Genomic DNA, 13697 nt, shown 5'->3' with positions numbered 1-13697 from the left:
GGCCTCATCGGCCTAGGCCGGCCACGACGTCATTGGCGACGCGGCGCGCCGTCGCATCGGTCGCCCGGGCGGTCTCCAAGGCGTCGCTTCCACTCTCGGCAAGCCCTTGGGAATCGACACGTTCCAGGGTTTCCGCCACGGCTGCGGCAATATCGAGAAACCCGATCCGGCGGTCAAGGAAGGCGGCCACGGCGACCTCGTTGGCGGCGTTCATCACGGCCGGCGCCTGGCCGCCCGCCGCCAGAGCTTCTTTGGCGATCTTCAAGGCGGGAAAACGGCCAAGGTCGGGCTGTTCGAAGGTGAGTTGGCCGATCGCCGCCAGATCGAGCTTCGGCGCCGGCCACGGCAGCCGGTCGGGCCAGGCGAAGGCGCAGGCGATCGGCGTGCGCATGTCGGGCGGGCCCAGCTGAGCCAGCGTCGAGCCGTCGGCGTATTCCACCAGGCTGTGGATGATCGACTGCGGATGCACCAGCACGTCCACCCGCTCTGGCGGCATGGCGAACAGATAGGCCGCCTCGATCATCTCCAGGCCCTTGTTCATCATGGTGGCGCTGTCGACCGAGATCTTCACCCCCATGTCCCACTTCGGATGGGCGACCGCCTGCTCGGGGGTGGCGTGGGCCATCTGCTCGCGCGTCCAGGTCCGGAACGGCCCGCCGGACGCCGTCAGGATCAAGCGCGAGACGTGCTGGCTGTTCATCGGGTCCAGCACCTGGAAGATCGCCGAATGCTCGGAATCGACCGGGATCACCACCCCGCCGGCCAGCTTCGAGGCGCGCAGCAGCGAAGGCCCCGCGCAGACCAGGCTTTCCTTGTTGGCGAGCGCGATCACCGCCCCGGCCCGCGCCGCCGCCAGGGTCGGGCCAAGGCCTGCGAACCCGACGATGGACGACATCACCCACTGGGCCTCGCCCGCGGCGGCGTCGACGACGGCCGAGGCGCCGGCCGCGGTCTCGACGCCGGAGCCCTTCAGGCGCTCGCGCAGCTCCGGAAGCCGGGCTTCGTCCTCGATCACCGCCAGTTTCGGCCGCCAGCGCAGCGCCTGTTCGGCCAGGCGTTCAACGTTGCGCCCCGCCGTCAGGGCGGTCACCTCCACCTCGGCCCCGGCCTTGTCCAGAAGGTCCAGGGTGGATACGCCCACCGATCCGGTGGATCCCAGCACGCTAACGCGACGCGGCAAGCTCAATGGGCCCATCCCCAATGCGTGATCAGCCGGGCGAGCGCCATCACCACCACGGCGAACATCAAACCATCCACCCGGTCGAGAAGTCCCCCATGGCCGGGGATCAGGTCGCCGGAATCCTTCACGCCGAAGCGGCGTTTCAGCATCGATTCCCAAAGGTCGCCGGCCATGGTCGCAAGGCCCGCGACAAGGCCGATCATGGCCGCGGTGCCGACGGTGAGGTCGATCCGGGGAAGGAACGAAAGCCCCGCCCCCGCCCCCATGGCCGCAGCCAGACCGCCGACGAAGCCCGCCCAGGTCTTGTTGGGCGAAAAGCGCGGCCAGAGCTTGGGGCCCTTCAGCAGGCTGCCGATGGCGTAGGCGCCGATGTCGGCCGCCCAGGCGACGGCGAACAGGAGCACCGTCCATTCCCGCCCGCGCGGCATTTCCCTAAGCCAGACCAGACAGACGCACGGAATGGCGATGTAGATCACCCCGAAGGCGGCATTCATCGGCCGCTCGGCCACGCCTCTGGCCACCAACGCAGCCGCCACCGCGCCCAGCACCATCGCCGCCCAGGCCAGGGTGGTATGGTCGAGATAGGCCAGGAACACGGCCGCGAGCGCCGCCACGGTCACGGCGGTGGAGACCCGCCGCGGCGCCGTGGGCGCGGTCATCGCCCCCCACTCGATGGCCAGCAAGGCCACCGCGACGGCGATCAGCATCAGGAAGGGCCACTTGGGCTCCTCCACCCAGACCGCCGCCAGGACCGCAGGGATCAGCACCACCGCCGAGGCGACGCGGACGCCCAGGTTGGACCAGTTGAATCCTCTAGCCTGCGGCAAGGACATCGTCGGCGACGGCCCCGCCGTATCGCCGCTCACGCTTGTGGAACTCCGCAATCGCCTCGCCCAGGTGCGTCGGCGTGAAGTCCGGCCAGAGCACGTCGAGGAAGACGAACTCCGAATAGGCCGACTCCCAGAGCAGGAAATTGGAGAGCCGCTGCTCCCCGCTGGTGCGGATGACGAGGTCCGGGGCCGGCAGGCCGCCGGTGGAGAGCCGTCGCTCCAGAGCCTGATCGTCGATCTCCTCGGGCGACAGGCGCCCGGCCTTGACCTCGGCGGCCAAGGCCCGGGCGGCGTCCACCAGGTCGGCGCGCCCCCCATAATTGAACGCCACCTGCAGGAAGAAGCGGTCGTTATGGGCGGTCTTGGCCTCGGCCCGGGCGACGATCTCGGCGATGTCGGGGGGCAGGCCCTCTCGCCGGCCGAGGATCCGCACCTTCACGCCTTCGCGCACCAGCTTGTCGAGGTCGCTGTTCACATAGAGCTTCAGGAGCCGCATCACCTCGGCCACCTCGCCGGCCGGGCGGCGCCAGTTCTCGGTCGAGAAGGCGTAGAGCGTCAGCCAGCGTACGCCGTAGTCGGGCGCAGCCTCCACCACCCGACGGATCGCCTCCACGCCCTTGGGATGGCCCAGATGGCGCGGCAGGCCGCGGCGCTTGGCCCAGCGGCCGTTGCCGTCCATGACGATCGCCACGTGCAGCGGTGCGGCCGGCGCGCCCGTCTTGTCCTTGTCGGCGATGGTCATGGGAAGAACCCCGTTCGTCCTTGGAGGAAGCCGGACGATTAGACCTGCATGATCTCTTGCTCTTTGGTTTTCAAGGCCTCGTCCACGCGCTTGATCGCCTCGTCGGTGATCTTCTGGACCTCGGTCTCCATGCGCTTGTGCTCGTCCTGGGAGATGACGCCGTCCTTCTCGGCCTTCTTCAGGTCGTCGTTGGCGTCGCGGCGGACGTTGCGCACGGCCACCCGCTGCTGCTCGGCGTACTTGCCGGCCAGCTTGGCGAGGTCGCGGCGGCGTTCCTCGGTCAGCGGCGGGATAGGGATGCGCAGGGTTTGGCCGTCGACAACCGGATTGAGCCCCAGGCCCGAATTGCGGATCGCCTTTTCGACGGAGACCACCAGGCCGCGGTCCCACACATTGACCGTGATCGAGCGCGGCTCCGGCACGCTGACCGCGCCCACCTGGTTGATCGGCACGGTCGAGCCGTAGGCGTCCACATGCACCTGGTCGAGCAGGCTGGCCGAGGCGCGGCCGGTTCGCAGCGAGCCGAACTCCTCCTTCAGGGCCGCGACGGCCTTGTCCATGCGGTCCTTGTACTTCGAAAGCACGGGTTTTTCGGCGGTGGCCATGATTGTTGTCTCCCGGACTTGGCGGTCCCGTCAGGCGATGGTGGTGAACACGCCCTGGCCTTTGAGGACCTTCATGAAGTTGCCCCGTTCGCGGATCGAGAAGACCACGATCGGGATCTGGTTGTCTCGCATGAGCGCGATGGCCGAGGCGTCCATCACCCGCAGGTCCTTGGCCAGCACTTCCTGGTAGGAGAGCGTCTCGTAGCGCTGGGCGCTCGGATCCTTCTTGGGGTCGGCGGTATAGACCCCGTCGACGCTGGTGCCCTTGAAAAGGGCGTCGCAGCCCATCTCGGCCGTGCGCAGGGCCGCGGGCGTGTCGGTGGTGAAGAAGGGCGCGCCCAGGCCGGCGGCGAAGATCACCACCCGGCCCTTTTCAAGGTGCCGCACGGCGCGGCGGCGGATGTAGGGCTCGCAGACCGCATCCATGGGGATAGCCGACTGCACGCGGGTGTAGACGCCGATCTTCTCGAGCGCGCCCTGGAGGGCCAGCGCGTTCATCACCGTGGCCAGCATGCCCATATAGTCGGCGCTGGCGCGGTCCATGCCGCGGCCGGCGAGCGAGACGCCGCGGAAGATGTTGCCGCCGCCGATCACCAGGCAAAGCTGGACGCCGGCGTCGACCACTTCCTTGATATCCTCGGCCACCGTCTCGAGCGTCTTGGTGTCGATCCCGAAAAGCGCATCCCCCATCAGGACTTCGCCCGACATCTTCAAGAGGATCTTCTTGTAGCGGGGCTGTGGATCGGGCATCGGCGCTTCCGGCGAGAATCTGGGCTGGTTCTACATAAACCAAGGGCGTGGCGCGCGTCGAACGCGGCCACGCCCTTGGGCCGTTCTAATTTCAGGCTCGGATCAGGCCTGACCGGTCATCGACGCCACTTCGGCGGCGAAATCGTCGGTCTTCTTCTCCACGCCCTCGCCCAGCGCGAAGCGCACGAAGCCCTTCACGGCCACCGGCGAACCGGTCTGCTTGGCGGTCTCGGCGATCAGCTGCTCGATGGTCTGATCCGGGTTCATGACGAAGGGCTGCTTCAGAAGCACCACTTCCTCCTGCCACTTGCGGATCCGGCCTTCGATCATCTTCTCGACGACGGCCAGCGGCTTGCCCGATTCCAGCGCCTGGTCGGTCAGGAACTTCTTTTCCTTCTCCACGGCGGCGGGATCGAGGTCGCCCTCGGTCAGGGCCAGCGGCGGGGTGGGCGTGCCGGCGACGTGCAGGGCGATCTTGCGGCCCACGTCCTTCAGCACGGCCTGGTCGCCGGCGCCTTCCAGGGCCACCAGCACGCCCAGCTTGCCGACGCCTTCGCCCTGCGCGTTGTGCAGGTAGAGGGCCACGGCGCCCTGAGCGACGCTCAGGCGGGCCGAGCGGCGCAGGCGCATGTTCTCGCCGATGGTCGCGATCAGGTTGGTGATCACGTCCGACACGACCTCGCCCTTAGCGGTCTTGGCCGCATTGATGGCGTCCACGTCGCCGTCGATCGAAAGGCCGACCGTCGCGAACTCGCGCGCGGCGTTCTGGAACATCTCGTTCTTGGAGACGAAGTCGGTCTCGGCGTTCAGCTCGACCAGCACGCCGGTCTTTCCGTCATCGCTCAGCTTGCCGGCCACCAGGCCTTCGGCCGCGGCGCGGTCCGACTTCTTGGCGGCCTTGGACAGGCCCTTGGTGCGCAGCCAGTCGATGGCGGCTTCCATGTCGCCATTGTTCTCCTGCAAGGCCTTCTTGCAGTCCATCATGCCTGCGCCGGATTTTTCGCGCAGGTCCTTGACCAGCGCAGCGGTGATCTCCGCCATGGTCAGCTCCTTCACATCTGAATGGGTCGACCGAGCCCGATTAGGGCCCGGCCGCGATGGTTTTGCGTCAGTTCGGGCGCACGCGATGCGCGCCCTGGCCGATTACGGCTGGTCCTCGGCCGCGGCGGCCGGCGCCTCGGCGGCTTCCGGCGCCGCGGTGGTCTCGGGTTCCGCCGCAGGGGTCTCGGGCTCCGCCGCGGGGGCCAGTTCGCGGGCGAGCGCAGGCTCCACCGGCGCGACCGAGGCGCCCAGGTCCACGCCCGCGGCCGACTGGCCGGCGGCGAGGCCGTCGAGCACCGAGTCGGCCATCAGGTCGCAGTAGAGCTGGATGGCGCGCGCGGCGTCGTCATTGCCCGGGATCGGATAGGTGATGCCGTCCGGATCGCAGTTGGTGTCGAGGATGGCGATCACCGGGATGTTCAGCTTGCGGGCTTCCTGGATCGCGATCGCTTCCTTGTTGGTGTCGATCACGAACATCAGGTCCGGAATGCCGCCCATGTCCTTGATGCCGCCGAGCGACAGCTCCAGCTTGTCGCGCTCGCGGGTCAGCTGCAGCAGCTCCTTCTTGGAGCGGCCCTGGCCTTCGCCTTCCAGCAGGCCTTCCAGCTCGCGCAGGCGGGCGATCGACTGGGACACGGTGCGCCAGTTGGTCAGCGTGCCGCCCAGCCAGCGGTGGTTCACATAATACTGGGCGCAGCGCTTGGCGGCCGTGGCGATCGGCTCGGAGGCCTGGCGCTTGGTGCCGACGAACAGCACGCGACCGCCGCCGGCGGCGACTTCGCGCACCTTGACCAGGGCCTGGTGCAGCAGCGGGATCGACTGCGACAGGTCGATGATGTGGATGTTCGACCGCGAACCGAAGATGTAGCGGTCCATCTTCGGGTTCCAGCGGTGGGTCTGGTGACCGAAGTGCGCGCCGGCTTCCAGGAGCTGACGCATGGAGAATTCGGGAAGCGCCATAGGCTTTTGTCTCGTCTTTCTTCCGGTTGAACCTCCGCAGGCAACCCCTCGGCTGAGGGACCGGAATGGCTACGACGGGATGTCTCCCCGCGCGCCGCCAAACGCCTGCGTGTGGAATGAGGCGGGGAAATAGTCAGTGCTGACTGAAAATGCAAGCCGCGGGCGGCTTTGACCCTAGAGGTCCTCGACGAACACCACGCCTGGCGCGGTCTTCAGGGCGCCGCGGACGGAGATGTCGAGGCTGAAGCGGCCGGGCAGCTTCACCTCCACCTCGCGGCCGTTCAGGCCGTTGGCCACCAGCACGATCTCGCCGCCCCGGGGGTTGGCCACGCCTTCCAGCCGCCGCTTCAGGGCCTCGATCTCGGCGCTGCGCGGGGCGACGTGGACGCGCAGGCCGGCCACGGCGTTTTCCACAGCCTTTTCCACAGGCTCGGCGTCATCGCCAAAGAAGCGCACCTCCCCGTCGCGGGCCTTGGCGCGCACCTTGATCGCCACAGCCTTGCCCGGCTCCAGCAGGTCGCGGCACTTGCGCAGGGACTCCGGCGGGAACAGCACCTCGTACTCGCCGGTCGGGTCGGAGAGGGTCACGAAGGCGAACTTCTCGCCGCTCGACTGGCTGGCGCGCTCCTGCTTGCGGCGCACCACGCCGGCCATGCGGAAGGCTTCGGCCCCAGCCTCGGCCTTGGGGATCACGTCGGAGAGTAGGTCGGTGCGGCGGCGACGCAGGGCCTCGACCATGTCGTCCAGCGGGTGGCCGGAGAGGTAGAAGCCGACCGCCGCCAGCTCCTCGTCCAGGCGCTGGACCGGCGTCCAGGCCTCCGCACGCGGCAGGCGCGGGCGCTGCGCCTCCACCTGGTCGCCGCCGAACAGCGAGGCCTGGGCCGAGGCGCGGTCGGCGGCCATGCTCTGGCCGTGGCCCACCAGCACGTCGGCGGCGGCCACCAGCTGGGCGCGATTGGGATGGAGGGTGTCGAAGGCGCCGGCCCGGGCGAGCGTCTCGAAGGCGCGCTTGTTGACCAGCTTCGGATCGACCCGCTCCACGAAATCGAAGATGTCGCGGAACGGCCCGCCCTCCTTCCGCACGGCCACCAGGTGCTCCATGGCCTGAAGACCAACATTGCGGACCCCGCCCAGGGCGTAGAGCACCTCGCCGTTCTCCACCTCGAAGTCGGCGCCGGAGCGGTTCACGTCGGGCGGACGGATGACCACGCCGAAGCGCTTGGCGTCTTGGTAGAAGACCGCCAGCTTGTCGGTGTTGGAGATGTCGAGGCTCATCGAAGCCGCGAAGAACTCCACCGGCGTGTTCGCCTTCAGCCAGGCCGTATGGTAGCTGACCAGGGCGTAGGCGGCCGCGTGCGACTTGTTGAAGCCGTAGCCGGCGAACTTGTCGACCAGGTCGAAGATGCCGCCCGCCTGCTCGGCCGGCACGCCCTTGGCCTCGGCGCCGGAGACGAAGCGGGCGCGCTGCTGCTCCATCTCCTCCTTCTTCTTCTTGCCCATCGCCCGGCGCAGCAGGTCGGCTTCGCCCAGGCTGTAGCCGGCCAGGATCTGGGCGATCTGCATCACCTGCTCCTGGTAGACGATGATGCCGTAGGTCTCCTTCAGCACCGGCTCCAGCGTCGGGTGCAGATAGTCGATGGGCCTGCGGCCGAACTTGCAGTCGATGAAGGCCGGGATGTTGTCCATCGGGCCCGGGCGGTAGAGCGAGACCACGGCGGTCACGTCCTCGATGGAGCCGGGGCGCAGCTGGCGCAGGGTGTCGCGCATCCCCTGCCCTTCCAGCTGGAACACGCCGACCGTCTGGCCGGCCGACATCACCTCGTAGGCCTTTTCGTCGTCGAGGGGCAGTTGGGCCAGGTCGATGCCCGCTCCGCGCTGCTCCAGATACTTCAGCGCCCGGTCGATGACGGTGAGCGTCTTCAGGCCCAGGAAGTCGAACTTCACGAGCCCTGCGCTCTCCACCCACTTCATGTTGAACTGGGTGGCGGGCAGCTCGGAGCGCGGATCGCGGTAGAGGGGCGTCAGCTCGGTAAGAGGCCGGTCGCCGATCACCACCCCGGCGGCGTGGGTGGAGGCGTTGCGGTAGAGGCCCTCCAGCTGCAGGGCCGTCTCCAGGAGCTGGTCGACCGCCTCGTCCTCCTGCTTGGCCTGCTGCAGGCGCGGCTCGATCTCGATGGCGCGGGCCAGCGTCACCGGATTGGCGGGATTGGCCGGCACCATCTTGGCCAGGCGGTCCACCTGGCCGAGCGGCAGCTGTAGCACGCGGCCGACGTCGCGCAGTACCGCGCGCGCCTGCAGGGTGCCGAAGGTGATGATCTGGGCCACCCGATCGCGGCCGTAGCGCTGCTGGACGTAGTTGATCACCTCCTCCCGCCGCTCCTGGCAGAAGTCGATGTCGAAGTCGGGCATGGAGACCCGTTCGGGGTTCAGGAACCGCTCGAACAGCAGGCCGTAGCGCAAGGGGTCGAGATCGGTGATGGTCAGGGAATAGGCCACCAGGGAGCCGGCGCCCGAGCCCCGCCCCGGGCCGACCGGGATGTCATGGGCCTTGGCCCACTTGATGAAGTCCGAAACGATCAGGAAGTAGCCGGGGAAGCCCATCTGGACGATGACCCCGATCTCCCGCTCCAGCCGCGCCTCGTACTCCTCGCGCGGGGCGGCGTTGGCCTGCCCCTTGGCGATGCGCGCCCGCAGGCCCTCGCGGGCCTGTTCGGCCAGTTCCTCGGCCTCGCTGCGACCGCCGGTCGTGGGGAAGCGCGGCAAGATCGGATCGCGCTTCTTGACCATGAAGGCGCAGCGTCGGGCGATGTCGAGGGTGTGGTCGCAGGCCTCTGGCAGGTCGGCGAAGAGCGCCCGCATGTCGGCGGCCGGCTTGAACCAGTGCTCGGGCGTGACCCGGCGGCGGTCCTCCTGGCTGATGAAGGCGCCGTCGGAGATGCACAGCAGCGCCTCGTGGGCGCCATACATGGCTTCCTTGGCGAAATAGGCGTCGTTGGTGGCGACCAGCGGCACGTCGTACTCGTAGGCGAAGGCCACCAGCTCGCCCTCGGCGGCGGCCTGTTCGGGCAGGCCGTGCCGCTGCAGCTCGACATAGAAGCGGTCGCCGAACACCCGAGCCATCTCGGCCAGGGCGGCGCGGCCCTCGGCGGTCTTGCCGGCCGCCAGCAGCGGATCGACCGGCCCGTCGGTCCCGCCCGAAAGCAGGATCAGGCCGTCCGAACGCTCGGCGACCTGGCTCCAGGGCACGCTGACGTCCTCCGACCCGTCGGCCTCCAGATAGGCGGCCGAGGACAGCGCGCTGAGATTGAGGTAGCCCTGCTCGTCCTGGGCTAGCAGGACGACCGTCGGCGGCTTGGCCCAGCGCTCGGTGCGGCCGCCGCCGATGCCGGTCACCGGCAGGGCGCAGCCGACGATCGGCTGGACGCCCGCATCCTTGGCGGTGACGGAAAATTCGAGCGCGCCGAAAAGATTGGCCCGGTCGGCCAAAGCCACGGCCGGCATGTCGGCCTGGACCGCCATCGCCCCGATCTTGTCGGCCTTGATCGCGCCTTCCAGCAGGGAATAGGCCGAGCGCACCCGAAGGTGGACAAACCCCGCGCCGCCGGCTTCGCTCAAAGGCCGCTCCCCTTCCGTCAGGCCGCCAGCTGGGCGACCGCGCACACCATCCAGACAAACCCCGCCACCGACACCAATGCCAGCGATTCCCGCGCCAAGCGAACCATGAGGCTCAACCCCCTTGTGGATGTTCTGCGAATGTTCTTATTCCGCTTTTGTTCTCCCCGTCAACCCCGGCCGATTGCGCATTACGAGCGATAGGGCGACACCGTCGACGATCGAACGAGCTTAAGGCAGAGCAAAATCACGCCTTAACGAACAGAGGCGGACGGCGGGTGGTCCGCGGCAACGCCTCCTTGGGGGCTGCCGCCCCTATCCCCCCTGACCCGGCGATGAGCCCTTCAAATCCAGCACGATAGAGCCGAAGCGCCCGAGCTTTTTGCCGAGTGGATCGGTCTCATATGACATAAGGCACGCGACATATTCGACGCATGAGCGAACATAGCGCTCTATCGGAGGCGCTGGTCCACCCTCAGTCTCAAGCTCGAGACGTTCCGGCAGAGTAATGAGCTCACAGGCCGCCACCACTTCAGGAGCATCAAAATCGACCTCGATTCGACTGTGGGCGAAGAGATTTCGGATATTTCGGATCATCACCAAGTCTTCGTTCGCCGCACGGCCAATAAGGCCCAGCGCCCGCGACACAACTGTTTTCGCGTGGAAACTTTGAATGGGTGCAGATTCGTCAAGAAACAACGCCGATTCCAATGTCTTATCAGAACACCTGCTGAGGATAGCGACTTCCAACGCCTGCTCGACGGCGGTCGAGGCCATAATTGCGACAGCTCGCTGCCTCGACGGATCGGCTATAGCATAAGTCATTAGGCCGAATTGGAAGATTTCGCCGAGCGTCGCGTTCGCCGCGGCGCGTGACCCATAAAGCCGCCTCAGGCCGGCGCGCGCTTTAGATCTGGAGCTCTTCGATGCAGACATCCAACGAATATTCCTGACAACTCGTGGACCTGTAAGGCAAATAGCTTACTTCTCTACAAAGTGATCTGGGACGCTTTCCCAGATCGAACACTTTCGATAAATCGCCCGCCTAAACGACCTAAAGAGCTCGTAAGAGTCATATCGCGCATTGGGGACGCACTCATTCACGGCCTCCTCCAAAGCCCGGCGCATCTCAGAACTTAGATGATCGACGACGTCTTCAATCTTCACCCTAGCCAAAACAACCTCCAGTGGCCTTCGTTGGCAGCCAAGCCTCTAGTCGCACAGAAGAATGGCAACTGCACCGCTATAGTGCCGCGCCAGAACATGTTCCCCGTCAACCCACCGCGGAGCTTTCCGATGGAACAGCGCATCTCCCTCCTGACCCTGGGCGTCGACGACCTGCCCCGAGCGCGGCGGTTCTATGAGGAAGGCCTGGGCTGGACGCCGGTCCAGGCGCTCGAGGAGGTGGTCTTCTACCAGCTGCCGGGGCTCAGCCTGGCGCTCTGGGGCCGGCAAGAACTCGCGCAGGATGCGCGGCGGCCCGTGGACGGGACGTTCTCCGGGATCAGCATCGCCATCAACGAACGTTCGCCGGAAGACGTGGACCGCACGATCGCCCAGGCGAAGGACGCCGGCGCCAGGATCCTGAAGCCCGCCGAGGCGACCGCCTGGGGCGGCCATTGCGGCTATTTCGCCGATCCCGACGGCCACGTCTGGGAGGTGGCCCACAACCCCGCCTGCACCATCCATCCGGACGGGCGCACCACGTTCGGCCCGGCCTAGGTTCCCGCCGGCAGGTCCAGGGCTTCCGGCCGCCAGGGCTCCAAGTGGCCGTCCTTCAACGTCACCACCCGGTCCATGTGTCGAGCCAGTTCGAGGTTGTGGGTGGCGACCAGGGCCGCCACGCCCTGGCGGCGGGCCAGGTCGTAGAGGTTGTCGAACACCGCCGCCGAGGTGGCGGGGTCGAGGTTGCCGGTGGGCTCGTCGGCCAGCAGCAGGCGCGGGGCGTTGGCGAGCGCCCGGGCGATGGCGACGCGCTGCTGTTCCCCGCCCGACATCTGGGCCGGCTGATGGTGGGCGCGTTCGGCGAGGCCGAGCTCGGAGAGCAGCGTCATCGCCCGCTCCCGCGCGGCCTTGCGCGAGCGGCCGGCGATCATCTGCGGCAGGGCGACGTTGTCGAGCGCCGAGAACTCGGCCAGCAGGTGGTGGGCCTGATAGACGAAACCGATGGTGGCGAGCCGCACCCGGGTGCGCTGCCGGTCCGAGAGGTCGGAACAGTCGCGGCCCTCGACCACGATCCGGCCGGCGTCGGGGTGCTCCAGCAGGCCTGCGGCGTGCAGCAGCGAGGACTTGCCCGAGCCGGAGGGGCCCACAAGGCCCACGATCTCGCCCGGGGCCACGTCGAGGTCGACCCCGTTCAGCACCGTCAGCGTCTTGTCGCCGCTCTTGTAGGTGCGCCGAAGGCCGTGGATGGAGAGGACGAACTCACTCATAGCGGAGCGCCTCCACCGGATCGAGGCGCGAGGCGCGCCAAGCGGGCGGCAGGGTCGCCAGGAACGACATGGCCAGCGCCCAGAAGGAGATGACGCCCACCTCCGCCCAGTCGATCCGCGCCGGGATGCGGGTCAGGAAGTAGATGTCCGAGGAGAACACCTCCGCCCCCGTCGCCCATTCCACGAACCGCTGGATCTCGCCGATATTGGCGCAGAAGACGATGCCGATCAGCAGGCCGGCAAGGGTGCCGAGCACGCCCACCGAGGCGCCGGCCATGAAGAAGATCCGCAGGATCGACCCCTGCCCCGCCCCCATGGTCCGCAGGATGGCGATGTCGCGCCCCTTGTTCTTCACCAGCATGACCAGGCCCGAAATGATGTTCATGGCGGCGATGGCCACCAGCATCATCAGGATCAGGCGCATGACGTTGCGCTCCACCTGCAGGGCGCCCCAGTAGGCTGCGTTCTTCTGGGTCCAGTCGGTGACGATGGCCGAGCCCACCATGCGCCCCACCTCGGGCTTCAAGGCCACGGCCCGGTCGGGGTCGGCCAGCTTGATTTCCACATAGTCGATGGTCTCGCCGCGGCCGAAGAACAGCTGGGCCTGCTCCAGCGGCATGTAGAGGAAGGCCTGGTCGTACTCGCTCATGCCGATCTCGAAGGTGGCGGCGACCGTATAGGTCTTGCGCTGGGGCGTCGCGCCGAAGGCCGTCGCCCCGCCGGTGGGCGAGATCAGGGTCAGCTCGTCGCCGGCCTGGACGCCGAGGGTGCGCGCCAGCCGGTCGCCGACCACGATCATGTCGCCGCCATATTCGCCCTCGCCGTAACCTTCGAGAGAGCCGGACTTCAGGTTGTCGGCGACGATCTTCGTCTCGGCCAGGTCCCGGGCGGTGACGCCGCGGACGATGGCGCCGGAGATCTGGCCGCGGCCCAGCGCCATGGCCTGGGCCTCCACCACCGGCGCCACCTGGATCACGCCGGGAATCCCGCGCAGGCGGTCGACCACCACGTCGCGGCCGGGCGTGTCCATGATTCCACCCGAGACATAGAGATGGCCGGAAAAGCCGAGGATCCGGCTGAGCAGCTCGGTCCGGAAGCCGTTCATCACGCTCATCACGATGATCAGCACGGCCACGGCCAGCATGATGCCGACGAAGGAGATGATCGAGATCAGGGCCACCCCGCCCTGGCTGCGCTTGGCGCGCAGATAGCGGCCGGCGACGGCCCGCTCCCACTGGCCGAAGGGCGGCGCGCGGCCGTTGCTGCTGGCGTTCGTGCTCATGGTCTGGAATGGCCCCGGTCGAGCTCGCTTAACGGCCCTGTTAGCCGTTGGCTCGCCAGCTAGGCAATGAAGAGCGCGAAAAGAAGGCCGCCCAGGGAGGGCGGGCGGCCTTCAAGTCGTCGGGGAAAACGCCACGGCAAGCCGTGCCGAAGGAAGGAATAGCGCCGCAGTTCCCGGGAATGCGCGCAGGAAACCGCCGCCCGCGAGGCGCTCGCGAAATCCGCTCAATTCTTGGGCGTAACATGTGACGCCCGGGCGAAAGC

General features: G+C 67.7%; 13 protein-coding genes. 1 reads left to right on the top strand and 12 read right to left on the bottom strand.

Annotation, left to right across the window (positions count from 1 at the left end; genetic code table 11):
• Positions 1-4 precede the first annotated feature (4 nt).
• The 10 genes from ACK41C_RS15010 to ACK41C_RS14965 all read right to left on the bottom strand — a co-directional run bounded on the left by ACK41C_RS15010 (position 5) and on the right by ACK41C_RS14965 (position 10497).
• Entirely contained in the window at positions 5-1195 is a 1191-nt protein-coding gene (locus ACK41C_RS15010) for a 1-deoxy-D-xylulose-5-phosphate reductoisomerase (RefSeq protein WP_409655876.1), read from the bottom strand.
• Positions 1183-2046 carry a phosphatidate cytidylyltransferase gene (locus tag ACK41C_RS15005; RefSeq protein WP_409655874.1) on the bottom strand — a complete coding sequence of 288 codons (864 nt, stop codon included), beginning with the start codon at positions 2044-2046 and terminating at the stop codon, positions 1183-1185. The genes ACK41C_RS15010 and ACK41C_RS15005 overlap by 13 nt, the downstream gene beginning before the upstream one ends.
• Positions 1994-2752, bottom strand: coding sequence for an isoprenyl transferase (locus ACK41C_RS15000; protein WP_409655872.1), 759 nt, complete (start codon positions 2750-2752; stop codon positions 1994-1996). Before ACK41C_RS15000 ends, ACK41C_RS15005 begins: the two co-directional genes overlap by 53 nt.
• Before the next feature lie 38 nt (positions 2753-2790).
• Complete coding sequence (gene frr / locus ACK41C_RS14995) at positions 2791-3357, bottom strand: ribosome recycling factor (protein ID WP_409655870.1); 567 nt, start codon at positions 3355-3357, stop codon at positions 2791-2793.
• A 30-nt stretch (positions 3358-3387) separates the two neighbouring features.
• Positions 3388-4107: a UMP kinase gene (pyrH, locus tag ACK41C_RS14990; protein ID WP_409655868.1), complete on the bottom strand. Its 720-nt coding sequence runs from the start codon at positions 4105-4107 to the stop codon at positions 3388-3390.
• Between the two features lie 102 nt (positions 4108-4209).
• Positions 4210-5148 carry a translation elongation factor Ts gene (tsf, locus tag ACK41C_RS14985; protein WP_409655866.1) on the bottom strand — a complete coding sequence of 313 codons (939 nt, stop codon included), beginning with the start codon at positions 5146-5148 and terminating at the stop codon, positions 4210-4212.
• Between the two features lie 102 nt (positions 5149-5250).
• Positions 5251-6108, bottom strand: coding sequence for a 30S ribosomal protein S2 (gene rpsB / locus ACK41C_RS14980; protein ID WP_409655864.1), 858 nt, complete (start codon positions 6106-6108; stop codon positions 5251-5253).
• 174 nt (positions 6109-6282) lie between these two features.
• Entirely contained in the window at positions 6283-9723 is a 3441-nt protein-coding gene (gene dnaE, locus ACK41C_RS14975; RefSeq protein ID WP_409655862.1) for a DNA polymerase III subunit alpha, read from the bottom strand.
• A 17-nt stretch (positions 9724-9740) separates the two neighbouring features.
• Positions 9741-9830, bottom strand: coding sequence for a cell division inhibitor SidA (sidA, locus tag ACK41C_RS14970; RefSeq protein ID WP_409655860.1), 90 nt, complete (start codon positions 9828-9830; stop codon positions 9741-9743).
• Positions 9831-10035: 205 nt separating this feature from the next.
• On the bottom strand, positions 10036-10497 hold the full coding sequence (locus ACK41C_RS14965; RefSeq protein WP_409655858.1) for a hypothetical protein: 462 nt from the start codon (positions 10495-10497) through the stop codon (positions 10036-10038).
• Between the two features lie 519 nt (positions 10498-11016).
• On the opposite strand from ACK41C_RS14965, the gene ACK41C_RS14960 reads away from it, so the two are divergent.
• Positions 11017-11442 (top strand): VOC family protein, encoded by a 426-nt coding sequence (locus ACK41C_RS14960; protein WP_409655857.1) that lies wholly within the window; start codon positions 11017-11019, stop codon positions 11440-11442.
• Here the strand turns inward: ACK41C_RS14960 and ACK41C_RS14955 are convergent.
• Together ACK41C_RS14955 and ACK41C_RS14950 are read right to left on the bottom strand one after the other, a co-directional pair.
• Positions 11439-12152 carry an ABC transporter ATP-binding protein gene (locus tag ACK41C_RS14955; protein WP_409655855.1) on the bottom strand — a complete coding sequence of 238 codons (714 nt, stop codon included), beginning with the start codon at positions 12150-12152 and terminating at the stop codon, positions 11439-11441. The two genes, ACK41C_RS14960 and ACK41C_RS14955, sit on opposite strands and share 4 nt — an antisense overlap.
• Entirely contained in the window at positions 12145-13434 is a 1290-nt protein-coding gene (locus ACK41C_RS14950; protein ID WP_409655853.1) for a lipoprotein-releasing ABC transporter permease subunit, read from the bottom strand. The genes ACK41C_RS14955 and ACK41C_RS14950 overlap by 8 nt, the downstream gene beginning before the upstream one ends.
• Positions 13435-13697 lie beyond the last annotated feature (263 nt).

The sequence above is a fragment of the Phenylobacterium sp. genome (assembly GCF_046290725.1).
In the GTDB taxonomy this organism is placed as follows: domain Bacteria; phylum Pseudomonadota; class Alphaproteobacteria; order Caulobacterales; family Caulobacteraceae; genus Phenylobacterium.
Note: the sequence above shows the minus strand (reverse complement) of the source record. Positions and strands in the feature narration are given on the sequence as shown.